Here is a 26740-nt window from a genome sequence, read left to right as displayed (position 1 = left end):
AGAACGAGTTTACACGCGGTGAAGAAGCTAGGATCTGCGACCCGTTTGGCCCTTCTTGCCAAAAGCTCGCATTGCAATCGCCGTGATTGCGACGACTAGCAGGAAGAATCCCAGCGAGACTGCCGCGACGCGATCGTCAGCCCCGTAGTGCAATAGCCCGAACAGTCGCCGAGAGAGTGGCGTCACCCCCGGCGGAAGGACCAAAAAGGTTGCCGAGATTTCTGCCATCGAAATCGCGGTGCAAACGAGCAGCGTCGCTATTAGCGAGGGGAGCCGCATCGGAATCACAACTCTCAAGAGTTGCCGCCACCACCCTGCCCCTTCACTGCGCGCGGCGTCGGCCAGTTCCGTTGGGATGGTGGACAGTTGCGTGGCGATCATCGCCACGGCGATCGGAAACGCTCGTAGCGACTGCACCAGCACGCAGCCGATGATCGTTCGGTCGTAAAGAATCGAGAGCGGACTTAAGAGAGAATCGTCGGGCTGGTTCAAGAAGCGAACAGTCCAAACTCCCAGCAAAGGCGCTGGGATTGCGAGTAGGACAACTACCAACGCGAAGAGGCACCCGAGCGAAAAAGAACTCCGTTTCGCAAGCCAAAATGCCAAGGTTGCCGCAGTGGTGCAAACCAATGCCGCGCAGATACCGATCAGTAGTGACCAGCCGAATTCGCGTCGAAACTCAAAGAGAGAACTCAGCGATATTGAGAGGGTGTGTCCCAAGGACCAGGATAGGTCAAGACTATCCGAATTAGGATCTGTCGCATGCCCCGCTTTCCACGCGAGGCTCGCAATGGGAACGGCAATGAAGATGCTTGCGATTAGCCAAACGAATAAACTCACTGGCCAGCGATGCTGAGGTTTCCATCGCCAAGCCTGTTCGACCCAGGAGTTTTTGACGGTGCGTATGGCCCAAGGGGTTAGCAAGAGAGCTGATCCAGTTGCCATGAACATGATCATCAAGATGCCAATGAGCAGATCGTTTGAAGACTCTTCATCCAGGCTGAGCGTTCCCAAACTCGCTTGCGTGAAGATTTCTTCGGCGAAGGTGCGGACTTGAAAGAGGTCCGTCACGCAGATCTCCGTTGTGCATGTCAAAGCAACCCAAGCCGCTGCGGCGAGAATCCCCCCGGCGGCGTGTGGCAAACTCACGCGTGAGAGAACTTGCTGGGGCTTGGCGTCGAGAAGCGATTGCTCTTCCAGCGAGCGTGCGGCAGTCGCCAGCGAAGCCGCACACAGCAATGTCACAAAGGGGACCGCCGCCGCGGCATGGATAATGATCGCTGCCGTGAGCCCCTGAAACCAACTGGAGTCGAAGGTGAACCACTGTTGTAACCAACCACCGTAGCCAAACGCCGCATGCCAGGCGGCAGCTTGTACGTAGAGAGGGACAAAGAGAAGAGAGACTAGCAGGCAGGTGAGAGTACCTCGCCACGCGAACTCGACCTTACCTATGGCGATTCCAAGTAACGTGCCGACAGGCAAGCTGATGGCTAGCGTTCCAAGCGTCAGCCAGGCCGTCATGCCCAACAAGGCGAGAAGTCGAGGCGAAGCGGAATAACCGAGGGCAACAAAAGCCAGAACGCACAGACTGAAGAGAATCGTTCTTGACGTTTGCATGGGTTCTAAGCGATGAAGTTGTGTACGCGATGCAAACCCCTAGCGCGAGCTAGGGGTTCGGAATGCGAATCAACGAAATCTCATGCTTGAAGTGCCTGAAGCTGAGTGTCGTGCTCATCGATCAGCGTCTGAATCTCTTGAACCAATGACTGTTCGAGATTCCAGTCGCCCGCCTTGGCGGTTTCTTCAATCTGGCTGGGACTTCGCGTGCCAATAATTGCCGAAGTGACAACAGGATTTCGCATAACCCAAGCGATGGCCAACTGCACAACATCCCGACCCGCTGCTTCCGCAAGCGGCTTGAGCTTCTCAACGAGTTCAAGGTGAACCCCAATCCGCGGCTGAGCGAATTCGGGATCACGTGAACGGTGGTCTCTGTCACTCAATTCGGCAGCACGTTCCGCGGTAAATTTCCCTGTGAGCAGCCCCTTACTCATCGGGCTATAGGCGACCACGCCAATGGAATGATTCTCGCAGTATGGCAGAAGTTCCTCTTCAATGCCGCGTCGAAGCATATGATAGGGCGGTTGCAGCGAACCCACGGGGTGAATCTTCTGGACCCTTTCGAGCTGCGAGACGGAGAAGTTGCTCACTCCGATTTCGCGAACGAGCTTCTTTTCCTTGAGTTCTACCATTGTTTCCCAAGCGGCTTCGATTCCCTCGTCAGGATCGGGCCAATGCATTTGGTAGAGATCAATCTGCTCGACGCCCAAGCGTTCTAAGCTGATTTCGCATTCTCGACGAATGTGGTCGGGTTGGAGACAACCCTTGGGCGTCCCGCTGGGCTGCATCACGCGTCCAAATTTGGTAGCAATCAGAGGACGCTGGTCGGAAGGGATTTCCTGCAAGGCACGGCCAACCAGAATCTCCGAGTTCCCGTCGCCGTAGATCGGGGCTGTGTCGATCCAATTCACACCGCAAGCAACGGCATGAACGATTCCTTCGATCGCTTCTCGTTCATCCTGTTCGCCCCAGCCAAAGTTCCAATCTCCACCGCCGATAGCCCAGGTCCCCAGGCCTATCACCGAGAGATTCAAAGAAGTGTTTCCTAACTTGCGATGCTGCATCTTTGGCTTTCTGACTTAGTTTCCGAATACTTTGCTAGCACTGCTGGTAGAGTGCGGGCGTTCGTAGTCGATCCAGTATGGCATGCAATGTGGGAGTTTGTTAAGGTCCCCGACCTTCGCAACCGGTCCGCATATGGCTATTGACCACAAGCAAAACATGAAAGCTCGACGCACATCATCCTCCAAACCGTTGGAGTCTGAAAGAAAGCTACCTAACCTCGTGGGAGGCATCTGCCTCTTGGCTCTCGCCAGCACGGCTCTGGCCTTATTCACAGCCACGACTGGGTGTAGTTCTTGGCCGTTTCGCCAGAAGGAAAGGACTTCGCTGATCACGCCTGGGATGCGAATGGCCGCGATTCGAGAAATCGGCCCCCGAGCCTCCAAAGTCGACGCGGAGCAACAGAAGGAGTACTGCGAGCAACTGGCGATTCAGATTCAAACAGAGCCCGATCCGATCGTTCGCCGTACAATTCAAGAGACAATTGCTGAGTTTGACCAGCCACTCGCAGAGCAAGTGCTGCTTGCCGGCCTAAACGACGATGATCTGGATGTCCGTAGGGCTTGCTGTCGAAAATTAGGAGAGCGAGGCAAGCCAGCAGCGATCGAAGCTTTGGGGAGAATTGTTGCCGAGGCAGAGGAGGTCGATCTGAAGTTAGCGGCCGTCGATGCACTTGGCAAAATAAAATCGCCCGAATCCGTTGCCGCACTCTCGAAAGCCTTAGAAAACCGGGATCCGGCCATGCAATATGCTGGTGTGCAGGCTTTGCAGCAGGTGAGCGATGAGAGTGTCAGTAAAGAGCTGGGCAATGATGTCACCGCTTGGCGGCAATACGCTCAATCGAAAGTAGGCGGCACGGATGCTAGCTCGATTGCGACACAGCCCACCGAACGCAAGGTTTACTAGGCTAGTGACGCAAGTTTTCGCCGACTTGCGTTGTAATTGACTGAAGTTTCCAAAACTTCTGTCCACCCGTGAAAAGTTCTCTCTCGGGCTGAATTCGCCGCCCTCATTGCCCGATACCACTTCAACGGGCCGTCTCTATTGGTCAGAAGCGCAAGTTGCTTCTCACTGGCGGCTACGAAGTGCTATCAGTCGATGCTTCTTACAAGCTCATTAGTGAGTTTTTCAGAAGCCAGGGGGGGAATTCTTCGATGCTGCGCTGGAAGTCTAGCTTTCACGATCATGTTTTGCGCCTGATGCTTGTCGTCGCTCTGTCTTCCTGTGGCGCGCAGAGTCTTTTCGCCCTGGAGGAGATCTCCTTTGGTCAAGGGACGCTCTCCGCGCGGATCGAGCCGCAAGACTTGGATCGCGAAGCAGCGATCGAGAACATTCTCAACGAGAGCCTTCGTTCCACGACCGGCTGGCGCCGTCAAGGGAGCGGGGCAAGCGAGAAAATGCAAACGCCTTCGGCAAAGCGAGTCTCCTCGCAGCGAACGACGACGAGGTCGTCTTCGCGAGCCTCCGTGAGCAAACAAGCTCCAACGCGTCAGTGGCGGAGTCGCGATGCAGCTTCGGCTTCACAGAAACAAAGGGCGGACTGGCTGCCACCGGCGATTCCCAGAGATGAGATAACACCTACTGTACCGGAGAAATCGACTTCCAGCAGTGCTAAGACTCAGACCAACTCTAGTCGGCCTTCGGTCTCTAGCAAGCCGCTGCCACCAAAGGCGACCACAAAAACGAGTTCCAAACCGCTCGCAAAGAGCCAGCCTCAGACTGAGAAACCGACCGACGTGGCGAGCCGCACGACACGCTCTTCGGCTAGCCCTCAACTCCCAAAGGGAGAATCACCGGAGTCAATCGATCGACCTGTCGTTCCGAAGAAGAACTTGAAGCCACTCACCCGGCAGCAGATCAATCTGCGGAACAAAGTGCGCCGCGTTCTTGCTCACTACTACAACCGCCCGTTAGACACGAAAACACGTGGACCCTGGGAACTGATGCACGCAATGCTCTCTTTCGAAGTGCACAGTCGCGTCTTACAGAACGGACCGAATGGTGAGCCAATTACTGCGGTGGGTTGGCTCTGTTTCAACCAGCCCTGCCGCAAGCGGACACTGATGTACTTAAATCAGGATGGAGATCTTCGCGTTCGAGTTGGTCCCGCTTTGCAGGGCCATCAAGGCCAGCTATTGGCGTTGCTTGCTCAATCGAGGGTGAAGAGCAACTATCCCATGAAAGTCGAGGATAAAGACCTCACGATCGAAGATCTGATCGAGGTTGAGAAGCTCACCTGCTATCCCCGTACTGAACTCACGTTCAAATTGATCGGGCTGATGCACTACCTGCCATCGGACGCGACATGGCAAAACGATCAGGGCTACGATTGGAACTTTCCACGACTGATCCAGGAAGAAATGCGTCAACCGATCCGTGGGGCGGCCTGTGGGGGCACGCATCGCCTTTCGGGGCTGACGCTTGCCGTGAAGAAACGTCAGCAACGTGGCGAACCCGTTGATGGAATGTATGCCCAAGCAGATCGTTTCATCAACAAGTACCAAAACTATGCCTATCGTTTACAAAACGGTGACGGGAGCTTCAGCACTGAGTGGTTTCGTGGTCCCGGCGACGAGGCGGATATCGATCGCCGTCTCAAGACGACAGGCCATATCTTGGAGTGGCTGCTCTATGCGGCCAATGAAAAAGAGCTGACCTACTGGCGCACGGTCAAGGCAGTCAATTACCTAGCGAATATTATGAATGCGAATCGCAACCGCGACTGGGAGGCCGGTCCGCTGGGGCATGCGATTCATGCGTTGGTGTTGTACGACCGATACGTATTTGCCCCTCATGATAGCGAAGAACAAGAGCCAAGCTCGACCATCGCGCGTGGACTGAGAAGCCCTGCCCGTTAAGCAGGTCTCTGAGACCGCCCTGGCTTGATCAAGCATTGAACAAGCGCCTGCAGTGTATTACATTGCTTGAAGGCGGTTTAGGCCGCGTTTCTTGGTAATCCTCATCGTGCCGACTGGCGTACTGTCGGACGTGTTTGAGGGTGCTTCTGTGTGCAGTGGGACGGGCGTCCTTGGCGAAGTTTTCCGATCAAACCAGTGCCTTTTGTAGCGTCGCGTCACGACTGGCAGCGAGCGAGGAAGCCGATGCCCTCCTTTTCCTCTTGGAAAAGCCGCTCGACTGGAAGCAACTCGACGAAGCGACCGGCAAACTCCATGTTTTGGTCGCTTCCGACGACCAGAAGTGTCTGAAAGCGGCCAAGGCTGCCGGGTTTAGCACGGTCCCGCTGAACACGCCTGACAGTCCCGTCTACGATCAGCTTGCTCAGGCGCTCCTAGAGAGTGTCGCTGACGATCTGCTTTCTCCGGGTTCTTCAGTCGTGGCCGTGTACAGCGGCTTCGAGGCCGGCGTGATCGATTCCCTAAGCGTCATTCGCCTCGACGAACATCTAGGGCGTCTGACAGTTCACGATCTACGCAAGTTGGAAACCCGCGTGCCGCTAGATACATTGAAGCTGGCGGTGGATTTGGCCGTGGAAATCGGCCGCGAAGGCCGCGAAGGAAAGCCAGTGGGGACGCTTTTCGTCGTGGGCGATCACAAGAAAGTGCTGGAACATTGTCATCCGTTAGGCTTCGACCCGGTGAAGGGCTACGTTCTGGCCGAACGCCGACTAGAGGATTCCAAGGTTCGTGAGGCGTTGAAAGAAATCGCCCAGCTTGACGGAGCCTTCATTATTTCTGCCAAGGGGAACGTTTCAGCTTCCGCTCAGCATATTTCCGCTCCAGCCGCGGATGTCACGTTGAGCAAAGGGCTGGGAGCTCGACACTGGGCGGCGGCCGCAATCAGCCGCGCCACGACAGCCGTGGCGATTACCGTGAGCGAATCGAACGGCACGGTTCGCGTTTTCCAGAACGGTGAAGTGATGCTCCGCATCGAACCATTCCGCCGCGCGATGAAGTGGAAAGACTTTGAATTCGAGCCGCCCGTAGGCGACTAGAAACTTTATTGAGCTGCGAGTCGTCAGCCCGCAGGTTTTTCTGCGTACTTCTTGCGTACTTCTTCCGCCGCTTTCAAGAGTGCTTGTTGGCTCTCGGCAAGCTCTGCCCTTCGTTGAGCCGCTTGCAGGTCTTCAACAACTTTCGCAGCCTGATCGCTGTGCTTTTGTAGCGTTTTCTTTGTTAGTGCCTGGCGAGTGGTCAGCTGTTTTTGAGCCGCCTGAATTTCCTCGATCTGCTTTGCGAGCTTGGTAATCTCAGCCTCTAGCTGGGTTAACTCCGCCTGGGTCTTTTCTCTCGCCTGCTTTGCAGCCGCTGTCCTCTGTGTGAGTTCAGTCGCTTCGTTGGTGGCTTGCTCTTGAGCCTTTGCCAAGCGTTGAGACGCTTGTTGGAACTGTTGTTGAGCGGAGATCAGCCTCTTGAGCTCTTGATCGCTAGAATCAAGCTCTTCTTGCGAGCCTTTCAGTGCTGCTGCCGATTGGGCAGCAGAGGATTCTAATGGATCAAGCTGAGGGAGCGTCTTTGTTTGCTCATTCAGTTGATCGAGCTCGGCCAGCAAAGCTTCGCTTTGCTGTGCTGTCGCCCGTTCCTGTTTAACGATCTCGTCCTTCTCGACCGCCAAGGCTTGCAAGGCAGCTTGCGCCTCACGTTCAGCTTCGGCAGTCGTGGCCAGCTTGGCTTCGACCGCCTTCTGCTGTTCCCCCACTTCCTCCTCACTGATGCCTTCCGCTTGATTGGCTGCAGTGAGTTGCTTTTCGAAGTCGAGACGAAGCGTTGTGTTTTTCGCCAGCGTCTCGGTAGCTGCTTGCCAACGCTGTGTTACCTGAGCGACCTGCTGAGCCTGTTGCACTCGCTGCTTGGTGAGCATACTCGCTTGCTTGCTGACTTCTGCAATCCTGGAGGCGTGCGAGGTGTGTTGTTTTCGCGCTTCCGCCAGCAGCAACTTTTGTCTTTCATGGGCTTGTTCGAGCTTGTCGATACGAGACTTCAACTCGCTCTGTTGCTTTTTCGCTAGCAGAATTCGACTCTCGAGAGGCTGAGGGTTGGGAGCCAGTTCGGTAATCAGCTTTGCACTCTCGATTTCAACTAGTCTTACCTTGCCGGCAAAATCTCCCGTGAGGATTCGACGACCCTCGTGTCCAAATCGGGCGGTGAGGCCCATTTCCGTCAGTTTCGGCAGCTCCTTAATCAACTTGCCATCGACTTGCCACACCTTGACCCGTGTATCGCGTCCCGTCGTGACCAGACGACCATCACGGGCAAAGTCAACACTGGTGACACCGTTCTGAGGGCCACTACCGTGTGGGTTCCAGCTCTTCACTTGTTTGCCGCCGGGTTGCCACAGTCTGAGGGAGTCGTCCTCACTTGCAGAAGCAACCAATTGAGAGTCTCCGCGCCAGGCGATCGCAGTGATGTCTTCTTTATGTCCGTTCAATGCAGCGATTTCGTTGCCGTGTTTTGCTTGCCAGACGACCAGACCGCCGTTGCGGTCGCCCGTTGCGAGAAACTTTCCACTAGGACTAAACCGCAGGGCGGTGATCCAGTCGGTGTGCTTGCGAATCTCGTAGGCGAGCTGCGAATCGGCGAGCCGGTAAACGCGCACGACACGCTTGGGTCCGCCGAGTGCTAAAAGCTGGTGATCGGGTGAGATATCCGCGGCGAGAACCTCGTCAATCTCGTCCCCCAGAGTAGCCAACCGTTTTCCAGTTTTCACTTCGAACACAGCAACCTTCCCAGACGCGGCAGCACGGCCTCCACCTACGACGAGCAGACTTCCATCGCGGCTGAATTGCACGACCCGGGGCGTTCCTTCAGGTAACGGGAGGATCCCCAGCAGTTGGTGGGTGTCGGTATGATACAGGGAAACTTGTCGCGGGCCGCCGATCGCTACCAGTGGAGCCCAGGGGCTTGCAGCAAGAGTGTCGACGGCTGCTGGCTTTTGGGGAGTGACTAATGGTTGAAGCAGGAGACCCTCCGGCATGGCCGGTTCGCCGATCGGGCGATTGTCAGAAGTCGTAGCCGTTTGCTGAACAAGAGAAGCCTTTTTGCGGACTTTCGAATTCTTGTTGTCGAGTAGACCGCCGTCGATCCACTGCTTGACCAGCTTCAGTTGTTTGGCAGGGAGCTTGTCTCCGCCGGGGGGCATGGCAGGCGATTCTTCGTGGTTGATCAGCCGCCAGAGACGCGAACTCCCAGAGTCGCCTGCCACGAGAACTTCTCCGCCCACCCCACCCGCTAGAGCGTCAGAGAGTTGATCGAGCGCCAGATCGCTGCTCTTCTCATCACGGCTATGACAGGCAAAGCAGTGTTCGGCAAAGATCGGGCGGACATGATCTTGGTAGGTGATATTCTTCGCCGCATAAGAGTATTTAGGCCATGCGAACGCAACCACCGCGGCAAAGCAGATTAGTCTCACGCAGAGACGCGTAGGTCGCAGAGTTATTCCAACTGAATTCATGCCAAATTTTTTGATTCTCGAGTAATCAGAGTCTTATGCCGCTGGTGTTTGTTTCAACCCTAATCTCGGCGCTCTCCGCGTCTCTGCGTGGGACTTCTTATCCTAGTGGTTAAACAAGAACTCGCGAGAGTTCAGGATCGCCCAGAAAGCATCTTGTAGTTCTTGTTGTGGTTTGTCGTTGTCGCCGTACAGCTTCATTAGCTCTGAGAGTTCGGCCTCGGTTGGCTCACGTGAGAAACATCGCTGGTAGAGGTGACTGGTGATTTGCTCGGGTGACTTTCCTTCCTTGAGCAGGCGTGAGATCAGCTTGCCTTTTGTCAGCTTCCCACTGACCGTGCTGCCGTTGATGAGGTGTAAAGCTTGCGAGAGCGTTGGCTCGGCCCGGGCTTCACAGGCACACACGGTATCGCGGCTGGCACGACCGAAGGTTTTTAGGAAGTAGTGATTCGCCCGTCCGTCCGCCACTTGGGTGGCTCGTGCCCCAAGCGGCAGCCCTGGCAGTTTTTCTAGCGAGTCGGTCGCTTGACTGACACAGTCGAGCAAGATTTCGGCTGGAATGCGGCGGGTACGTGCGTAGGCGAAGTTGCGGCGGTCGTGTCGGTTCTGTTCGCTCGCCTGGGAAGATCGCTGGTAGGCGTTTGAGTTGCAAATATCGCGGACGAGTTTGCGGAAATCGTAATCGTACTCAACGAGCTTTTCACCTAAAGCGTCAAAAAGGGCTTGGTTGCTCGGAGGATTGCTGATGCGGATATCGTCGACCGGCTCAACAATTCCCACGCCGAAGAAGTGGGCCCAGACGCGATTGGCCATGCTCGGTGCGAAGTAAGGATTCTCCGGCGAAATGATCCAATCGGCGACCAATTGCCGACGGTCTCGTCGCGCTGCTTTCTCTTTGTCAAACGACTCGCCGCCAAGAGTCTTGGGAATCCGGGGTTTGCCATCGACCGGATGCTTCGTCTCACCAAAGCCACGGTTAAAGACAATCATCTCACGGTAGTCTTCGCCCGGCTTGCGTCCCACTTGTGAAAAGAAAGCGGCGAATCCGTAATAGTCATCCATCGTCCAACGATCGAAAGGATGATTGTGGCACTGGGCACATTGGACGCGTATCCCGAGAAACGCCTGAGCGACATTCTCGCCGGTCTTCTGAGCCATTAGCTCAATCTGATAGAAATTGGCAGCCGGGTGCGTAAAGGTTGGACCACTAGCGGTCAGGATTTCATGGACGAACTCATCAAGCGGCCGATTCGCTTGGAGCTGATCGGCAATCCACTCGTAGTAAAGCTGCATTGCCTTGTAGTCAACGCGATTGTTCTCTGAGCGAACCATCAGCAAATTGGCCCAATAGAGTGTCCACACGTCACGAAATTCGGGCGTGTCAATCAGTCGATCAATCGTGACGCTGCGCTTGTCCGGAGATTCGTCAGCGAGGAACGCTTCCACCTCATCCACCGTTGGAAGCCGTCCGGCGAGGTCAATCGTCACGCGGCGGAGAAACTCGCGATCGTTGGTCGGTGGACTTGCGGGGATGCGGAGCGTAGTCAGTTTAGCGTTGACAAGCTCGTCAATGTAATTCGCCGGTTTTTCATCAACCGCTCTATACTTTGCGTCTTCGGGAAGGGTTAACACAGGGCTGCCCACCGTGTGGGTATCAAACCGTGCCATGAAGAACGCCTCGCCGCGTGCCCCTGCCGTGCACAGCCCCTCCGCATCTGGCGACGCGATTGACGGGTCGTTCGAGTGAAACAGGGCGAGGTCGGTGACGTCTCGGACTGTGCCATCAGAGTAGGTCGCGACGGCAACAAACTGCTGCGTCTCTCCCAAATTCAGGGTCGCTTCTCGAGGGAAAAGCTCCAGGTTTGTCACTTCCGGTGCTTCATCCAGATCGCTGCTCGCGCCGCTTTCAATCCATTCGTGCAGTGTGCGATAGTATTGACTGTCTCGGTCAAACCGTTTTCCACCAGTGTGTGGAACTGCGGCGATCGACTTCTCTAGCAGCAAACTATCCTCGGGAATTGCGCGGCTGATCCGCCGCGTGGCGAGTTCTCGCGTTAGCCGGAAGTAGTCGCCCGCCGGGTCGTATCCGAAGAGCGAGAGCTGGAACCCATCTTTCCCGCGGGATGAACCGTGGCAGCCCCCAGCATTGCAGCCGGCTCGCATGAACACGGGCATCACGTCGTGTCGGAAACTGACAGGGTTCGACACGCCCGCGTTGCTCACGCTGACTGGGACGCTTGCCACAAGTTTGCCAAGCTTTGCTGAAAGTGCCGTCCGTCCGTTACGAAGCGGATGAACCTTTCCATCATCCCAAGAGACCAGCTTCTTGGCTGCGTCTTGCGATCCAGCGTTAACGACCCACTCGACCTGATTGGTCACGTCTACGGTGATGCCGTCGGACCGCTTTGCAATGGCGATCGCCCTTTGGCTGGCCTTGGCGTGGTCGAGATGAATCTCTGCTGGATAAATTGACAAGTCGGTGAAAGCAGGCGGCTCGGCCTTAGTTACCGCATCCTCGGCCTGGGCTTTGGTCATGCCAGCTAGAAGAAGCAGCACCATCAGAAAACGCTCAATCATGATGCCCCCTCCTTACTTTGCTCTGATACTTGCGCCTGGGTTTGTTCTCTCTGCTTCGCCGGTTTGGGAACGGGGTCGATCCGCAGCTCGCCGCGACTCAGATTGTGGGTAACCGGCTCGCCATTCTCAGTAATCACGACGCGGCAAGAGATCTGTCGATGCCGCCCCAAGCGTGCCTGCGGTGTCGTTTGCAATGGAAACTTGAGTTGCTTTGCATCCTTTGTGAACTTGATGGGGTTCGTCGTGACCCCATGTGGCAGTCCTTGTAGGGTTGCAGTTGCTTCCCCTTCGAATGGGGTGGAGACTTCGACACCCATGACGTAATCAACTGCCTCACCTTGCTGTACTGCAACGGTTGGAAAGGCCAAGCTCAGGTAAGCCTTGGCTACTCGCAGGGGGACGAACTCCGACGCGCTGACAACGCGACCGCCAATGTTGGTTTCAGCGAGGACAGCAATTGGCCACTGCTGAATCATGCCGCCGCCGTTGGAGGTAATTGGAATAATTGCTTCATTCTTTCCCTTGGGAATCGAACGCGAACGATTCGAGTAAACACCATGCGGGTTGTAGAGCAGCCGTACCTTGATCGCTTCCTCGAAGCCCTCGTCACGCACGGCGACGACTTTTATGTCCTTGGCACCGTTGTGCACGATGGGGCTTTTGGGCGCGATGAGGCTTAGCTTGAAGGGAACTGGCTTGGTCACGCTTACTGGCAGCCGATCTTCAAAGACGCTCCAAACGGGGCGATTGTTCAGGCCGCGTACGCTCCAGGTCTGTTGCCAGAACAGAGGCTGTATGCTGTTCTTCGGGGCAGGATCATCTGAGAGTTTGAACGTGGCTAGACTGGCTGAAAGCTTCGCATCCGGCTTCGCCCGAAAGAGGATCGGCAGCCGGCGGAAGCTCTTCGGTAGTTCAGGGATTTCCGCCTCGACCCCAGGGGGGAGATTATCTAGCAGGAACTTGAGCGAGGCGTTGCGGTTTTTCTCAGTGACGCCCATCATCGCCGCAGTCACGCCCCCTTGGGGCACGTCGACTGTTGTTGCGAAGTAACGACGGAACTCTTCGACTTTTACTTCCACCGCGGGCTGAGGCGGGATGATCTCAACCCAGTAGATAAAATTATTGCCGCCACGGAACAGATGATCGCGGACCTCGAGGAGATAATTGCCATCGGCAGGTGCCGTGAATCGCATGTAACTGTCAGGCTTGCCTTGGTAGTCGTCGTTCCCGGCAATGCGTTTGCCTTCCGCAGTGAGAATCCTCACCACCGGGTCGAGCGGAGATCGGAGCGTGCGTGCAAAAGAAGTGACCTCGAAAACTTGTCCCTTTTTGGCGTGAAAAGAGAACAGATCGTGATCGTTTTCTTTCTCAATGATGCCAGCCACCGCACCAGGAGCAGTGCAAGTGTTTGCTTGTTTGCGACTGTCGTTAGGTTCTAACTCGATCGTTCTCTCAAGATCAACGATCCTTACAGGAACGCCCGAAGGAGCGATCTTCGACTCCTTCGCGTCACCTTCCCCGAGCTCAAGTGCTGGGAATATCGAGGCGGTGCCGTTATTGGGTGGCATCGTCCCAGTGGCGGGTAGCTGAATTTTTTGCTTGCCGATTCGCGAATCGTTGGCGAATTGGTCGCCCAGCCAAACGACCTCTAGCTGCTCACCCGGCTTGCCCCCTGGCGGGAAGACGTTTGCCGGACGAGGGAAATCACCAACGTGCATGCGGTAAGTACAAAGATCGTCGCCACGGTAGGCAGCTTCGCGAACCGAGATTGTGTATTCACCAGAGGCAGGGGCTTGAAACGATACATAGGGGTCCTGCCTCGTCAGCGGAGCATCGTCGCACTGGGCAATCTCTTCGCCCTTGTCATTGATGACCGTGAGATGGGGATCGAAAAAGGTCCGCCCCAGTCGAAGCCCTTCGACTTCAATTGAAAGTTGTTCATCCTTTTCGAGTTGAATGCGGAACTGATCGATGTCTTCTCGCTTAACCGTTCCGAAGACGGTAACATTCTTTTCAATCTTCTGAGCTTGTTCTGAAGCATTGTTCGGTTCGATCTCTTGTACGCTTGGGAGCGTGCCGACATGGAACGTTCGGAGATCGCTCAGGCCGAGAGCTGAAACAAATCTCACAGGATGTAGCCCGGGCGGGCAGTCGCTAGCGATTTTTAGCATTGCCCGATAGTGATTGCCCTTGAGTTGTTTTAGCTCCAGCAGCTCGATCCCAGGTCGGGAGAACAACAGGTCAATTGACTCATTGCCCCCTCGTGCGCAGTAGACCTGAACTTCGATTTCCTCGCCGACGCGTCCTCCTTGGGGGAGCAGGCGCTGGAGGCGGGGGTCTCCCGCGTAAGAAGAGCTTTGGCTGATGCAGAAAAGCACGCACAACGCTATCGTAACTCGAAGCGTAAGCGAGGGGCGGCACCGAGAGACGCTGCTCCCTCGCTTACGCTTCGGATTACGATTTCCGTAAGAAGACCTACGCAAGAAGCTCACGTCGCACCTTTCCGCCGTTGACGATCTCGACGGGCCGTCCGCCTGGGGCCATGAGTTCCTTTTCCGCGGGGATGCCGAGTTGATGGTAGATGGTGGTTGCTAGGTCCTCGGGAGAAATCGGCGTCTCTTCGGGGTCGCTGGCCGTGGGACCTGAGGAGCCGACGATCTCTCCGCGGCGAATGCCGCCGCCGGCTAACACTACGCTGAACACCTTCGACCAGTGATCACGCCCACTATCTTGGTTGATCTTAGGGGTGCGGCCGAACTCACTGGAAACGAGCACGAGCGTTTCGTCCAGCAGGCCCCGTTCTTCGAGATCGCTGATGAGTGTTGCGTAAGCCTGATCGAAAGCGGGAGTAACGCGACGCATGTTCGCGGTGACCTGCTGATGATGATCCCAGCCACCGTAGGAAAGCGTCACAAAGCGGGCTCCGGCTTCAACGAGTCGCCGCGCCATCAGCATTCGTTGCCCCGCCTGGTTGCGGCCATAACGGTCGCGCACTTTGCCATCTTCCGCTTCGAGATTGAACGCTTCGCGTGCTTCGGGAGAATCAATGAGGTCAAACGCTCGCTCATAAAAACTACTCATCGCGCGAACATCGTCTGCGGTGGACTGACTGGCGAACTGCTTGTTCACGATCTCCAGAGCTTCCCGACGACGCATCGCCCGGGCGTGATCGACGCCGCCCGGGTGGTTCAAGTCGCGCACTTTGAAGCCGGTACGCTCAGGCGCATCGCCCAACGAGAAGGGGGCGTAAGCGGAACTCAGGTATCCAGAATTTGCATACGGGTTCGGGGCGCTGGGGACACAAATATAACCAGGAAGGTTGTTGCGCGGGCCCTGCTCGTGACTCACAACGCTGCCCATGCTGGGAAACTGCAGCGCCGGACTAGGGCGGTAGTAGGTCATCATGTTGTGTTGGCCACGCTCGTGGGCGGCTTCCCCGTGGGTCAGCGAGCGTACAACCGTCAACTTATCTGCAATCTGAGCCGTCTTGGGAAGAAGTTCGCTAAAGCGTTCCCCGGCGATCTTCGTGGGAATCGATTTCAGTTCACCACGGTACTCAATCGGAGCGTAAGGCTTCGGGTCGAACGATTCTTGCCCCGACAACCCACCAGGGAGGAAGATATGAATGACGCTCTTCGCAACTTGCGGTGGTGTCTGATAGACATTCTCCGCGGCGGACGTTTCTCGTAAGGCAAAATAATCGCCGAGAGACAGACTTAAGCTACCCAGGCCCAAGGCACCGGCGGAAAGAAAACCGCGACGGTTTAGAGTTGGGGTAAAGCGTAACGAACTCATGCGAGCGGTCTCCTTCTTGTGTAGGAACTTTTCGAGAGAGCATTGCTCCTCGAACGACGCGGCGAGAGCTTCTAAGGAGGGAGTAAGGCGGGGGCAGTCATCTGGGTGGGGCAGTTGTGCAAAGAAGTAGTCTACCTAAAGCCGAGTTGTGAGTCAAAAATGCCTGGTTTCGCGTGGTCCGTCTCACCCGTATTCAAGCGGCAACCGCTCTTTATACTTAGTTCTTGTGCTATTCACTTGTCGTCTCAGGAAGAGTAGGAAGTTATCAGTGACTCACTTTATGGATGAACTGGCTGCCGCGGTGCAGCGTTGCAAGAATCCAGTCGTTGTGGGGCTCGATCCGCGCTGGGAACAACTGCCAGCCGAATTCACTAATGCGAAGTTGGGTGAGACGGAGGAACGGGCGGCTGCTTACTTGAAGTTTTGCCAAGGTGTGATCGACGTCGTCGCCCCGTTGGTGCCCGCCGTGAAACCCCAGGTGGCCTTCTTTGAAGAACTCGGCCCAATAGGGATGAACGTGCTGGCGGATGTGATTCGCTACGCCCAGCTTTGTGGATTACTGGTGATTCTTGACGGCAAGCGAAACGACATTGGCTCGACAGCCGAAGCTTATGCACGCGGACTACTAGGCCGCGACGAGAGCCCTTGGGGGGCTGATTCGCTGACAGTCAGTCCGTTTCTTGGTGAGGATAGCCTCACGCCGTTTGTGAACGTGGCGACGCAACGCTCGGCCGGGTTGTTCGTGCTGGTGAAAACCTCCAATCCTGGCGGCGGTTTGTTACAAGATTTGGTCGCCGACGAGCTGTGCGTCTACCGTCACGTAGCCGAGTTGGTCGATCGCCTCTCGGCGGAAACCGTCGGCGAGTGCGGCTACGGCATCGTCGGTGCCGTAGCCGGGGCGACTTACCCTGAGCAACTAGCCGAGCTCCGCCAAGCAATGCCCCACACGTGGTTCTTGGTGCCTGGTTTCGGCAGCCAAGGCGGAGCGGCCGCCGACGTAGCAGGCGGTTTCGACGATCGTGGACTAGGAGCCGTAGTGAATAGCTCCCGCGGGATTATCTTCGCTCACAATCGGCAAGAGTACCGAGACCGGTTTGAAGACGCCCAATGGCAACGGGCGGTTGAGCAAGCGACGATCGATATGATCGGGCAATTGCGGGATGGGACGAGGGTTGGGAAGCTGTGATTGGGTATACTTGATAGAACGAAATGGGTACCGCATGGGTCGCCTGCTCTACTAGCCTCGCAACGAGCAACCAGTAATTATGGCAAAGTCTATTTCTACCGACGAGATTGATAAGTTCTTTCGGCAGCTTCGTCTTGCCCTCGTTGGTCTTCTTGTATTTGTATTTCTCCCGCTAGGCTTCTACGCGGTCTACATGGATCGACGACTAGATTCTTTTGAAGAATCTCTCCGATATCAGCCGCCGGAAGAAACTAGCGAGCCTGTCTTCGATGAGCGGATCGATTACCCAATCACTCATCCCGTGCAAGGTCAGATCGTTTATGTTCCGGCCTATTCTCACATCTATCACGATGATGGAGCTCCATACCTGCTGACGATAACTCTGAGCATTCGAAATACGAGCCTTGTTGAAGAGATCGTCGTTAAGTCGGTCCGTTACTTTAATACCCAGGGTCAAGAAGTGAAATCTTACCTAAAGAAACCACTTCGATTACCCGCACTTGCGACAGCAGAATTTCTGGTCGAGCGCAACGACGCATCAGGTGGAAGTGGGGCAAACTTCCTCGTCGAGTGGTTTGCCAAAGAAAACGTCACTGAGCCAATTATCGAAGCGGTTATGATCGACGCAAAAGGAAAACAAGGGGTTTCCTTTGCACGCGTCGGCAAGCCCGTCAGCGAGTTTGTCGCTGAAAATGGAGAAGGTGGAGCGAACAATGGTCGCTCGGCAAAGAATGATCAATCGGAGTCGACCGAATAGGGACTAGGGTATTCTGAGATACACCGACACCCGAGTTGAATATACGAACCACCTAACTCAGCAGCTTAAGCTGGACGCAGCCACGCAATGGTTCACTTTTTCTGGAACATAGGAATGTCACCCCCCACGCACCGTCTCCGCCGCGGTCGCGGCAATTCCTTCAATCTGCTTCCACTCTCCAGCCTTTACGAGATCCTTCGGCGCGAGCCAAGAACCACCCACGGCAGAGATCAACGGCTCAGCGAGATACTCGGCGAGGTTCGATTGCTTCACGCCGCCTAAGGGGACGTATTCAAGACCTAGGTGTGCATAAGGAGCAGCAATCGAACGCAGGTAAGGCAAACCGCCGAGCAACTCCGCGGGGAAGAACTTGAGCGTCTTGCAATCGAACTCCAGGGCTGCTTCGATATCCGTCGGCGTGGCGATGCCGGGAGCGAAGGGAACGCCGACTTTCGCTGCAGCTGCGAGTGTCTTGGGATTCATGCCGGGGGAAACGAGGAAGGCCGCACCGCGATCGCTTGCTTCCTTTACTTGCTCCTCAGTGAGCACTGTCCCGACGCCGACGATCATGTCTGGCGTTGCCTTGCGAATCGCTTCCAGCGCCGGCAACGCCGCATCGGTACGGAGCGTGAGCTCCATCGCGCGGATACCTCCGGCGAGGAGCGTTTCGGCGAGCGGCACCGCATCCTCGACGCGGTCGATCATCAAGACGGCAAGAACACCGGCTTCTTTGACTTGGGTGAATACTGCGTTGCTCATTGAACGAAAAACTCGTCAAGGTTTTTGAACAGGAGAACGGAGGTAACAGAGAGAGGTGTTCAACAAATTCTTTTACCTCCGTTCTCTCCTGTTCATAAAGGTAGGGTGTGTAAGGTTTGATTCTGTACTAGTCCCGCTGGCTCACGTCCATATCGACATCAACAACGAAATCGCCACGCAGGTAATTCCGTCCCAGCAGCAAAGGAAACTCCAGGTGCGACCGGTCGTTCAAGTTGACCAGTACTTCCTTTTCGAAGTCTTTCCACTTGAGTTTCATCTTCACTTTGTAGCGGCGTTCCATCTTCTCGGACGTTTTGTAAATAGCGTAGTTGGCGATCTTGCGTTCGATCCACTTTTCCTCGCCCTGCTTATTCTTGACGCGGAAGCGAAGCATCTTGCCGATATTGGCTGCCATCTCTTTCTTGATGTCCTCGTCTTTCACTTCATCGATGATCTTCCACTCCTCGACATGCAACGACGTAGTTTTCGCACCAGTGTCGACGCGGCATTTGAAGTCGTAGCCGGTCTCGGGTTCCCGCAGCTGAGCCGTGGCACCGATAACGTGCTTTTCTTTGGCGTTCTTTTTCGACTCTGCTTTGCTCTCTGTTTTCTTCGTCTCTTTGGCTGTGCTGATGCCAAGTTGCGAGACGGTAACTACCGCAGCAAGTGCACACAGCAAGGCAGCCAGACCACGTCTTGCTGGGGTTCGCATGTATTCTGCCATCTTTCACTAATCCCTACAGGTTGTGTAACCCGAACGTATTCGGGAGAATCGAATGGGCCAAACAATGAGACGCATAGGCCCGCTCAAGGGTTTCCCGCCTTTTGAGACCTATATTACTGCATCGCAGCCCGGGGGGTAAGTTCCTCCCATGGCACTCTCCTTCGGTGAAGTGCCAGGGCGGCAGCTTGAAACATCCCCTTTCACTCGATTAGCGGCAGGCCACCGTGGGCGCTCGAAACCTCAGCAAATTGACCGTGGCAGCACTTGTGCTCATGGGAATTGCCTTTATGGCAATTCGTCACAACTCTCGTGAAGCGACGACGACAGCTCTTCAGGACAGTCTCTGGGAGCTCAGTTACGACATCAACTACGAAGCTGGCAAAGATGCGACCGTTCAGATTTCACTCCCTTCTCCGACAAATTACGCCACGATCTCTTCTTCTCCAGAGTTTCAGCATCCTGGTCGCAAAGACGACATTCGCATGTTCACCAGTGGGACGCGAAAGTTCATTATGGAAACTCGCAAGCCGGGCCCAGTGCGGGTCACCGCTGAGTTTCTCATCCGTTTGAGCCCGGAAGGTTCAGGCAATAATCTCGATGACCTAGTCAACCTGAGTCCCGATGCCCGCAGTGAGTATCTGCGGCTGGAGGATAGTCAGCTTCGTACAAAACTGAAGCAACTTGCCGAACGAATCACCAATGGAGCCGACACGGACGAAGAGCGATTGCAGGAATTGTTCGACTACTGCTCGTATGACATCGGACGGTCCAACGAAGCCTCAGAAAGTGACTCAGTTCAAAACATCGTCGATGGGAGTCGGGCTTCTTCGTTAGGCCGCTCGCGTACGATGGTTGCCCTATGCCGTGCTTCGGAGTTGCCGTCTCGTTTGACAACGGGCTTTGAACTGCGACAACAGGACGAGATTAAGCCACATGTATGGGTCGAGGTCTTCCGCGATAACCGTTGGGTGCCTTTTGACCCCGAATACGGTTACGCCCGTCACATGCCAGTGAATTTTGTTCCCGCAAGACGTGGTGGCGAATCGATTGTTGAGCAATCAGATACCTCAATGGTGACCAACATCAACTCCACGTTTTCGATGCGACGGATGGCACCTTCGAAAGAAGTGCTCTCCTCGGGCGTGCCGCATTTTGCGCAAGCACTCGATCTCACGCGTTTACCTGTGAGCATGCACAACACGCTCTCATTGTTACTGCTGCTTCCGTTGGGGGCTTTGATTACCGCGTTGTTCCGCAATGTCATTGGTATCCAAACCTACGGTACTTTCGCTCCGGCACTGCTCGCGATGAGCTTTATCTATGCCGAACTGGTGACCGGTTTGGTGGTGTTTGGCGTAATCATTGCTGTCGGCCTAGCAGGGCGAGCGTTAGTCGAGAGGCTTCATCTGCTGATGGTGCCGCGGCTGAGTATCATCCTCACACTGATTATCATGTGTGTGTTGTTTGGCGTTTCCATGCTCAATCAATTGGGCCTTACTCCGACCGGCAAAGCGATTCTTTTGCCGCTAGTCGTACTCACCATCATGATCGAACGTTTTTACGTTTCCGCTGAGGAAGACGGTCCTCGCTTCGCTCTGCAGTTAGTCATCGGTACGATCGTCGTCTCCGTTTTTTGCTACTTGTTGCTGAGTTGGAACGAAGTCGGCCGGCTTATTCTGATCTACCCTGAAATTCACCTACTGACGATCGCCGCCTTCATTTGGATCGGTCGCTATACCGGCTATCGCATGACCGAACTTTGGCGATTCCGTGATTTGGCTCGCCAGGAAGCCGAGAAGCCGGCAGCTGCGGTTGCCGTGGCAGCAGACCCTGTTGCCAAGGAACTTAGCGATCAAGGAAACGCCGGCGAAGGCACGCAGGAGGAGAAGTCGTGAGTAGCGAATCCTCACGCTCCTGGGCGTGGCCAAGCGAACTGCGTGGAGCAGGCATCCTTGGGATCAATCGACGCAACTTGGAGTTCATCGCGGAGAACAACCCGCGCCTGTACTATCCGCGTGTTGATAACAAGCTGCTCACGAAGCAGATTTGCGAGGCGAACGACATTCCGATTCCCTCGACTTATGCGGTGCTTCGCTCGCACGGCGAAGTCTACAAGTTCCCAGAGTACATTGAGGGGCTATCTGATTTCGTCATAAAACCGGCCAGCGGGGCCGCGGGCCGGGGTATCGTTGTCGTTGCAGCTCGTTCAGGAGAGGATTTCAAGTCACCGAGCGGCAAGCTGCTGACTTGGAGTGAATTGCGTTACCACCTCTCAACGGTGATCTCAGGGCTTTATTCCCTGGGGGGCAAGCCAGACGAGGTAATCGTTGAGCAACGCATCATCAGTCATCACGCGTTGGTAAAAGTTACCGTTGGCGGCACGCCGGATATCCGAGTGATTCTTTATCAGGGCGTGCCTGTCATGGCGATGGTCCGACTTCCGACCAACGAATCGGGCGGTCGGGCTAACTTGCACCAGGGAGCCATCGCTGCTGCGGTCGATCTCACTTCCGGCGTGACATTCGGGGGTGTTTGCAAGAACCGCAAAATCTCTTGGCACCCCGACACCGGCGAGCCAATTGCTGGCCTGCTGATTCCCGGCTGGAAGAACCTGCTCACAGCGGCGATGAAACTGGGGGACGTCCTGGAAATGGGTTATGTGGGAATCGATTTTGTGATCGACGCCAACGACGGCCCAGTAGTCCTTGAAGCCAACGCCCGCCCAGGATTGGCCATTCAGGTTGCTCACGGCCAAGGCATTATCAAGCGGCTTGAGCATGTCTCGAAGCAGGATGTCGATCGGCGGCTTGAAGGACGCTGGGAAATTATCGAAGAACTGGCGAAGATGCACTGAGTTGCTAGAAGCGGTTTCAAAATATTAGCCGCAACGCGTTAGCGTCCGGTTCTCCAGGCAACCGGGGGCTAACGCCCGGCGGCTGAAGGGTGGTTGAAACTGCTTCTATTCATTCGCCAAGGATCTCTCGCACGCTTTTGACTAGCTCGCTTCGCGCGACTGTCGATTGAGCCGGCTGCTCTTTACGCCACTGTTTATTATCGTCGATTTCTTCAGCCAGCTTTTTGCCGAGCCCCATATTCTTCAGCGTGACTTCACCGTTGTCGAATTCACTACCCCCGGCAATCACCACCACCGGTGACCTCCGTCGGTCGGCATATTTAATCTGGGCTTTGAAGCCACTGCCGCCGTGGTACAACTCAGCAGGGATCCCCGCTTCGCGTAATTCGTTTGCCATACGCTGGTACTCAGCTAGCCGATCTTTCTCCATGATCGTAATCACAACAGGCCCAAGTGGTACTTCTTGAGCATCTTCTTCGAGATGCTCGAGCGCTGCCAGTAAACGATCAACGCCGATGCTCGCACCTACCGCGGGAACTTTTTGACCGGTGAATCGCTCAACCAAATAGTCGTACCGCCCTCCCCCGGCCACCGAACCGAATTTTTTGGTCTTCCCTTTGACTTTCACCTCGAACGGCAGCTCGATCTCGAAGACCGGCCCCGTGTAGTAGTCGAGGCCCCGCACCAAGCTGGGATCGAACATCACATGCTCAGGTCCCAGGTCCATTGCTTGTAACAGTTGGTCAATCTGTCGGAGCTCCTCGACTCCTTCGCGACCGACTTCGCTCGCTTCGGTCATTTTCATCAGGGCGTCGCAGGTGGCAGATCGGTCCTGTTCGCGGCAATTCAAATAGGCTAGAAGTTGGTCAATCGCGGAGGTTTCCAAGCCGACTCCGTCAACAAACGAGCCTGACTTGTCCTTACGTCCTTCGCCAAGCTGAGCCGCCAAGCCTTCAAGCCCCAGATCGTCGAGCTTATCTAACGAACGAAGGACATCGCCGCAGGTGCTCGGATCATCGATGCCGAGTACTTCCAACAATCCGTTGAGCACTTTGCGATTGTTCACTCTGATCAGAAAGTCGTTAATGCCCAGTGCTCGCATGGCGGCGGCCAGCACCTCACAAACCTCGGCGTCGGCCGTGATGCTTCCCGCACCGACCGTGTCGAAGTCGCACTGGTAAAACTGCCGGAAGCGGTCTTTCCCCGGTTTGATCTCGCGTCGCCACACGGGGCCGAACTGATAACGGCGGAATGGGGTGGGGAGCTCCAAGCGGTGTTCAGCAACAACGCGTGCCAGTTGTGCGGTCAGATCGTAACGCAACCCCAGCCACTGATCGTCAAGATCGTCTTTGAACGCGAAGATTCCTGTGTCGGGGGCGTCTTTTTCCGGCAGAAACTTGCCGAGAGCATCAACGTATTCGACGCTGCTGGTTTCCAAGGGCTGAAAGCCGAAGCGTTCGTAGACCGCACTGATCTTGGCCAGCATTTCGCGACGTGCGATGACCTGCTGAGCAAAAGCATCGCGGAAGCCTTTTGGCCTTCGAGCTTTGGGACGCTGTGCCTTAGCCTTGTCCTGCTTGCTCATGAATTCACCAGGTTTTCTGATGATCGTGTCGACGGCTCGGGAAACTCCACGGTCGAGAAGTAATCGTCGAGCGTTTCTGCGCGGCGAATCTCTCGGGCGGTGCCATCGCTCTCCAGCAAGATTTCCGCCGAACGGAGCCTACCGTTGTACTGGAAGCCCATTGAGTGGCCGTGGGCTCCCGCATCGTGGACAATTAGCAGATCGCCTGGATCAACCTCGGGTAACTCGCGGTCGATGGCGAACTTATCGTTGTTCTCACAGAGCGAACCGACAACATCCACATGCCCAGCCGAGGGAGCCTCTTCTTTGCCGACTACGGAGATGTGATGATAGGCTCCGTACATGCCGGGTCGCATCAAGTTAGACATGCACGCATCGACGCCGACGTAGCGCTTGTGTGTGTGTTTGGAGTTGATCGCCCGCGTGACTAGTACGCCAAACGGGCCGGTGATGGCACGACCGTTTTCCATGCAGATCTTCAGTGGGGTCAGTCCTGCAGGTGCGAGGATCTGCTCGTAGAGTTCTTGCACTCCGGCGCCAAGTCGAGCCAAGTCGAGCGGCTCTTGCTCGGGGCGATAGGGCACACCAATGCCGCCGCCGAGATTGATCATCTCAATGGCAATACCCACCTTCTCTTGTATCTCGACAGCTAATTCAAATAGCATGCGGGCGGTTGCCATGAACTGTTCATGTTCAAGCTCATTAGAAACCACCATCGTGTGTAGCGCGAATCGTGACGCACCAAGTTCGCGACAACGCTCGTAGCAGTGAGGAAGTTGCTCGCGAGTGAGTCCAAACTTCGCCTCTTTCGGGTCCCCAATGATGACGTTGCCGGCCCGCTCCGCCCCCGGGTTGTAACGGAAGGAAATCAACTCCGGCATACCCGCGGCTGCATGGAGTTGATCGATCAGCGATGCATCGTCCAAATTGATGACTGCACCAAGATCAACCGCTTGCTGGAACTCCGCAGGCGTGGTGTTGTTCGAGGTGAACATCACTTCTTCGCCGGTGATTCCCAAGCGATTGCAAATAACGAGTTCGGCCGGGCTGGAACAATCGGCTCCGCATCCCGCTTCGTGAAGAAGCTTCACGATGTGCGGGTTCGGTGTCGCTTTCACTGCGAAGAACTGTTTAAATCCTTCGTTCCAACTGAAGGCGTCCAGCAGGTTATGTACACGCTCGCGAATGCGGTCCGCATGATATACGTGGAAAGGAGTAGGAAACTCCGCTGCGAGGTCTTGGATCTGTTGAGCGGTAAAAACGGGAACGGGTTCCGGCATGTTCGATCTTCCAGGAAAATAATGAAAATCAAAAGGTGGGCCTGCAGAGATTCCTCACGTGATTCTCTACAAACCTTTATTATGGCCCATCGGCTTCCACTGCCAAGGTGACCGACGCAGAACGAAGTAAGTTCACCGCAAACTGGATCATTTCGCCGAATTCAGACTTCACGACCTCGCGAGTCCTGCCACAATAGTCAGTCCGCGTGACAGTAACCAAGCTTGAGAAAGGTCATTTTGGCGAAATTCCTCATAGCAACAACGGTCGGCACCGCCCTAGCAATCGTGGCAGGGGTTTTCTGGCGGCGATGGCGGAAGGCCCAGTTAGCCGCAAAGCGGCAGTTGGCCATGCTTGACCTCACGCAGGAACTCGAAGGCGGGCAATCGCAACTTGGCGCTGACTTTCTGCAAGCGGCCTCGACGACTGGCAAGCCAAGGGGGCTGGCATGGAAGCAAGTCGAACTCCACAAAGAAGCGGCTTTTGCGACAGACCGTGTGACTGGCGAGCTCTATGCGATGATTGACGCCACTGTCAGCTTCACAGCGATCGAAGGAGGCGGGATGGAGCACGTTGAAGCGGTCAGCAATCTCCGCTCCGCCACCGCCGTTTTTGTGCATCGCCAGGGAAGCTGGGCCACCGATGGTCGAGTGGTCTTTAACCTCAATCCACAGCAAGCAGTGGAGCATTACCAAGAATCGCTTGAGCTTGTCCAACCGATTCCCAACTCCTGAGCCGTGAAGCGTCAGCTCTCGGGTTGAACTCTGTCTCGCGAAAACCCGAGAGCAAACGCTTCTCGGCTCAGAGAGAAGCAGACACTTAAAACAGCGGTGGTCGCCCCATTTGGCGACGCCAGTTGGAAAGATGGCCGATATGCGACGCCTCGTGCGTGGCCATCAAGTGGGCGAGCAAATCTCCCACGGTAGGGAGTGGGCCGCGTAGAAACTCGATAGGGTTAGGACCGCTCAACTGTTCCGTCGAGACGTTCATAGACGCTTCGGTCACGAGCTTGTGGCCGGTTTCCAAGGCTTCCATCAGTTCTGCTTTGCTGGGATGGTCGCTCCCGGGGGCGGCTGGTTTCGACTTCGGGCCGAACATCTTATGCCATGCTTCGGGGCATTGCTTTTCGGCGCCTAAGTTCGCCAGAGCGTAGTCAGTACAGATTGCCAGATGCCCCAGCAGCCAACCGGGGGGATTAACGCCCTCGGTGGGAACCGTCAGCAGTTCCTCCTCGGTGATGTCTTCGACGAGTCGCTGGCAGTAGCCAAGATTGAATGCGTAAAGGGTGCGAAGCGTATCGTTCATAAGGGGCCTCTAATGTTAGGATTATCTTTCTGGAATCCAGGTCCGGGTATCTTGGCCGAAGAGCTTTTCCAACATGACAGCCAATTCGGGCGACGAGTCGTACAGTCGGTGGGGCCGCGTGAAGAAGCACTCAGTCGCTACGGCAAAGAACTCTGCATGGTTCTCTGCTCCGTAAGGATCGAGCAGGGTTCGCCGACCTTGCGAACTCGATTTTCGTAGCTCGTGGTATTCCCCGGCTATGACGCGGTACCAATCCTTTTCGAGCTCATGGTCGGTCAAGGGCGGTGCTCCGTCGGTTCGCCCATCGAGTCCATCCATGTGGTGGGCGAACTCGTGCAGCACGAGGTTGGTGTTCGACTCGCGATGTTGTCCCTCGTAGAGGATGCGATCCCATGAGAGGATGATCGGACCGTGCAACCAAGCCTCGCCGGCTCGCGCTGCCCCGCCAAAAGCCGGATCATCCGCGTTCGGGATGAGCATACTGCCTGTCGAGATTGGCGAATTCTGAAACGAAGAGGGGTAAACGATGATGGTATGCAGTCGATCGAAGTAGAACGGCTTGCCAAATCCAAGCGTTAGGAGGGCAGCTTGCCCGGCGATAGTGACCCGCATTTCATCGGCGAGTTCAAAACCGCTGCCGCCCACCCACTCTTTTTCGTGAAAAAGGATTGTCACAAAGTCGAGCACACGTCGTTGTTGGCCACCGTCTAAGTGATTGTAGTGCCAAACGTTCTCTTTGAGCCAAACTTCCCAGGTCGAAGGTGCGCGTTCGGAGAGCCAGCGTCGACGTCGGCGATTCTTTAACCAGGAGAACAGCATCGGCAAGTCCCGTT

The 26740-nt window shown here is 55.6% G+C and carries 20 protein-coding genes; 8 read left to right on the top strand and 12 right to left on the bottom strand.

Annotated elements, in window-relative coordinates; genetic code table 11:
- Positions 1 to 27 precede the first annotated feature (27 nt).
- A complete protein-coding gene (locus tag RIB44_13215; protein ID MEQ8617527.1) occupies positions 28 to 1617 on the bottom strand; it encodes an ABC transporter permease subunit in 1590 nt (529 codons plus the stop codon).
- 80 nt (positions 1618 to 1697) lie between these two features.
- A complete protein-coding gene (locus RIB44_13210; GenBank protein MEQ8617526.1) occupies positions 1698 to 2684 on the bottom strand; it encodes an aldo/keto reductase in 987 nt (328 codons plus the stop codon).
- A gap of 157 nt (positions 2685 to 2841) precedes the next feature.
- Here RIB44_13210 and RIB44_13205 point away from each other — a divergent pair, with 157 nt between their 5' ends.
- From RIB44_13205 to RIB44_13195, 3 genes are all read left to right on the top strand, one after another.
- Positions 2842 to 3588, top strand: coding sequence for a HEAT repeat domain-containing protein (locus RIB44_13205; protein MEQ8617525.1), 747 nt, complete (start codon positions 2842 to 2844; stop codon positions 3586 to 3588).
- Between the two features lie 248 nt (positions 3589 to 3836).
- Positions 3837 to 5540: a hypothetical protein gene (locus RIB44_13200; GenBank protein ID MEQ8617524.1), complete on the top strand. Its 1704-nt coding sequence runs from the start codon at positions 3837 to 3839 to the stop codon at positions 5538 to 5540.
- Positions 5541 to 5710: 170 nt separating this feature from the next.
- A complete protein-coding gene (locus RIB44_13195) occupies positions 5711 to 6634 on the top strand; it encodes a DNA integrity scanning protein DisA nucleotide-binding domain protein (GenBank protein ID MEQ8617523.1) in 924 nt (307 codons plus the stop codon).
- A gap of 23 nt (positions 6635 to 6657) precedes the next feature.
- Here the strand turns inward: RIB44_13195 and RIB44_13190 are convergent, their stop codons facing one another.
- The 4 genes from RIB44_13190 to RIB44_13175 all read right to left on the bottom strand — a co-directional run bounded on the left by RIB44_13190 (position 6658) and on the right by RIB44_13175 (position 15459).
- Positions 6658 to 9048, bottom strand: coding sequence for a c-type cytochrome domain-containing protein (locus tag RIB44_13190; GenBank protein MEQ8617522.1), 2391 nt, complete (start codon positions 9046 to 9048; stop codon positions 6658 to 6660).
- Positions 9049 to 9192: 144 nt separating this feature from the next.
- Positions 9193 to 11664, bottom strand: coding sequence for a DUF1549 domain-containing protein (locus RIB44_13185; GenBank protein ID MEQ8617521.1), 2472 nt, complete (start codon positions 11662 to 11664; stop codon positions 9193 to 9195).
- Entirely contained in the window at positions 11661 to 14042 is a 2382-nt protein-coding gene (locus RIB44_13180) for a PPC domain-containing protein (protein ID MEQ8617520.1), read from the bottom strand. Before RIB44_13180 ends, RIB44_13185 begins: the two co-directional genes overlap by 4 nt.
- 97 nt (positions 14043 to 14139) lie before the next feature.
- Positions 14140 to 15459: a DUF1501 domain-containing protein gene (locus tag RIB44_13175; GenBank protein MEQ8617519.1), complete on the bottom strand. Its 1320-nt coding sequence runs from the start codon at positions 15457 to 15459 to the stop codon at positions 14140 to 14142.
- A 280-nt stretch (positions 15460 to 15739) separates the two neighbouring features.
- Between RIB44_13175 and pyrF the strand changes: the two genes are divergently transcribed.
- Positions 15740 to 16645, top strand: coding sequence for an orotidine-5'-phosphate decarboxylase (gene pyrF / locus RIB44_13170; protein MEQ8617518.1), 906 nt, complete (start codon positions 15740 to 15742; stop codon positions 16643 to 16645).
- Between the two features lie 79 nt (positions 16646 to 16724).
- The gene (locus tag RIB44_13165) at positions 16725 to 17402 is read left to right on the top strand and encodes a DUF3124 domain-containing protein (GenBank protein ID MEQ8617517.1); all 678 of its coding nucleotides are present in this window, start codon (positions 16725 to 16727) and stop codon (positions 17400 to 17402) included.
- A 117-nt stretch (positions 17403 to 17519) separates the two neighbouring features.
- On the opposite strand, the gene eda is transcribed toward RIB44_13165, so the two are convergent.
- Both eda and RIB44_13155 read right to left on the bottom strand, forming a co-directional pair.
- A complete protein-coding gene (gene eda / locus RIB44_13160; protein ID MEQ8617516.1) occupies positions 17520 to 18161 on the bottom strand; it encodes a bifunctional 4-hydroxy-2-oxoglutarate aldolase/2-dehydro-3-deoxy-phosphogluconate aldolase in 642 nt (213 codons plus the stop codon).
- Between the two features lie 127 nt (positions 18162 to 18288).
- The gene (locus RIB44_13155) at positions 18289 to 18885 is read right to left on the bottom strand and encodes a RimK/LysX family protein (GenBank protein ID MEQ8617515.1); all 597 of its coding nucleotides are present in this window, start codon (positions 18883 to 18885) and stop codon (positions 18289 to 18291) included.
- A gap of 254 nt (positions 18886 to 19139) precedes the next feature.
- On the opposite strand from RIB44_13155, the gene RIB44_13150 reads away from it, so the two are divergent.
- The gene (locus RIB44_13150) at positions 19140 to 20780 is read left to right on the top strand and encodes a 7TM domain-containing protein (protein ID MEQ8617514.1); all 1641 of its coding nucleotides are present in this window, start codon (positions 19140 to 19142) and stop codon (positions 20778 to 20780) included.
- Positions 20777 to 21739, top strand: a complete 963-nt coding sequence (locus RIB44_13145) for an alpha-L-glutamate ligase-like protein (GenBank protein MEQ8617513.1) — start codon at positions 20777 to 20779, stop codon at positions 21737 to 21739. Before RIB44_13150 ends, RIB44_13145 begins: the two co-directional genes overlap by 4 nt.
- Before the next feature lie 109 nt (positions 21740 to 21848).
- Here RIB44_13145 and hisS read toward each other — a convergent pair whose 3' ends face one another.
- On the bottom strand, positions 21849 to 23324 hold the full coding sequence (gene hisS / locus RIB44_13140; protein ID MEQ8617512.1) for a histidine--tRNA ligase: 1476 nt from the start codon (positions 23322 to 23324) through the stop codon (positions 21849 to 21851).
- On the bottom strand, positions 23321 to 24604 hold the full coding sequence (gene lysA, locus RIB44_13135; protein ID MEQ8617511.1) for a diaminopimelate decarboxylase: 1284 nt from the start codon (positions 24602 to 24604) through the stop codon (positions 23321 to 23323). Before lysA ends, hisS begins: the two co-directional genes overlap by 4 nt.
- 222 nt (positions 24605 to 24826) lie before the next feature.
- Here lysA and RIB44_13130 point away from each other — a divergent pair, with 222 nt between their 5' ends.
- On the top strand, positions 24827 to 25336 hold the full coding sequence (locus RIB44_13130) for a hypothetical protein (protein MEQ8617510.1): 510 nt from the start codon (positions 24827 to 24829) through the stop codon (positions 25334 to 25336).
- Between the two features lie 85 nt (positions 25337 to 25421).
- On the opposite strand, the gene RIB44_13125 is transcribed toward RIB44_13130, so the two are convergent.
- Both RIB44_13125 and RIB44_13120 read right to left on the bottom strand, forming a co-directional pair.
- Positions 25422 to 25907: a DinB family protein gene (locus RIB44_13125; GenBank protein ID MEQ8617509.1), complete on the bottom strand. Its 486-nt coding sequence runs from the start codon at positions 25905 to 25907 to the stop codon at positions 25422 to 25424.
- A 21-nt stretch (positions 25908 to 25928) separates the two neighbouring features.
- A complete protein-coding gene (locus tag RIB44_13120; protein MEQ8617508.1) occupies positions 25929 to 26726 on the bottom strand; it encodes a M90 family metallopeptidase in 798 nt (265 codons plus the stop codon).
- Between the last annotated feature and the right edge of the window lie 14 nt (positions 26727 to 26740).

This window comes from Lacipirellulaceae bacterium (assembly GCA_040218535.1).
Lineage (GTDB): Bacteria > Planctomycetota > Planctomycetia > Pirellulales > Lacipirellulaceae > Adhaeretor.
This window is presented reverse-complemented; position numbering and strand designations above follow the sequence as displayed.

Excerpts from the sequence above, each read along its gene's own strand:
- RIB44_13165 (MEQ8617517.1), top strand. The coding sequence starts at position 16,725 with ATGGCAAAGTCTATTTCTACCGACGAGATTGATAAGTTCTTTCGGCAG.
- pyrF (MEQ8617518.1), top strand. The coding sequence starts at position 15,740 with ATGGATGAACTGGCTGCCGCGGTGCAGCGTTGCAAGAATCCAGTCGTT.
- lysA (MEQ8617511.1), bottom strand. The coding sequence starts at position 24,604 with ATGCCGGAACCCGTTCCCGTTTTTACCGCTCAACAGATCCAAGACCTC.
- RIB44_13205 (MEQ8617525.1), top strand. The coding sequence starts at position 2,842 with ATGAAAGCTCGACGCACATCATCCTCCAAACCGTTGGAGTCTGAAAGA.
- RIB44_13210 (MEQ8617526.1), bottom strand. The coding sequence starts at position 2,684 with ATGCAGCATCGCAAGTTAGGAAACACTTCTTTGAATCTCTCGGTGATA.
- RIB44_13120 (MEQ8617508.1), bottom strand. The coding sequence starts at position 26,726 with ATGCTGTTCTCCTGGTTAAAGAATCGCCGACGTCGACGCTGGCTCTCC.
- RIB44_13155 (MEQ8617515.1), bottom strand. The coding sequence starts at position 18,885 with ATGGCAGAATACATGCGAACCCCAGCAAGACGTGGTCTGGCTGCCTTG.
- RIB44_13175 (MEQ8617519.1), bottom strand. The coding sequence starts at position 15,459 with ATGAGTTCGTTACGCTTTACCCCAACTCTAAACCGTCGCGGTTTTCTT.
- RIB44_13215 (MEQ8617527.1), bottom strand. The coding sequence starts at position 1,617 with ATGCAAACGTCAAGAACGATTCTCTTCAGTCTGTGCGTTCTGGCTTTT.
- RIB44_13200 (MEQ8617524.1), top strand. The coding sequence starts at position 3,837 with ATGCTGCGCTGGAAGTCTAGCTTTCACGATCATGTTTTGCGCCTGATG.
- RIB44_13125 (MEQ8617509.1), bottom strand. The coding sequence starts at position 25,907 with ATGAACGATACGCTTCGCACCCTTTACGCATTCAATCTTGGCTACTGC.
- hisS (MEQ8617512.1), bottom strand. The coding sequence starts at position 23,324 with ATGAGCAAGCAGGACAAGGCTAAGGCACAGCGTCCCAAAGCTCGAAGG.
- RIB44_13185 (MEQ8617521.1), bottom strand. The coding sequence starts at position 11,664 with ATGATTGAGCGTTTTCTGATGGTGCTGCTTCTTCTAGCTGGCATGACC.
- eda (MEQ8617516.1), bottom strand. The coding sequence starts at position 18,161 with ATGAGCAACGCAGTATTCACCCAAGTCAAAGAAGCCGGTGTTCTTGCC.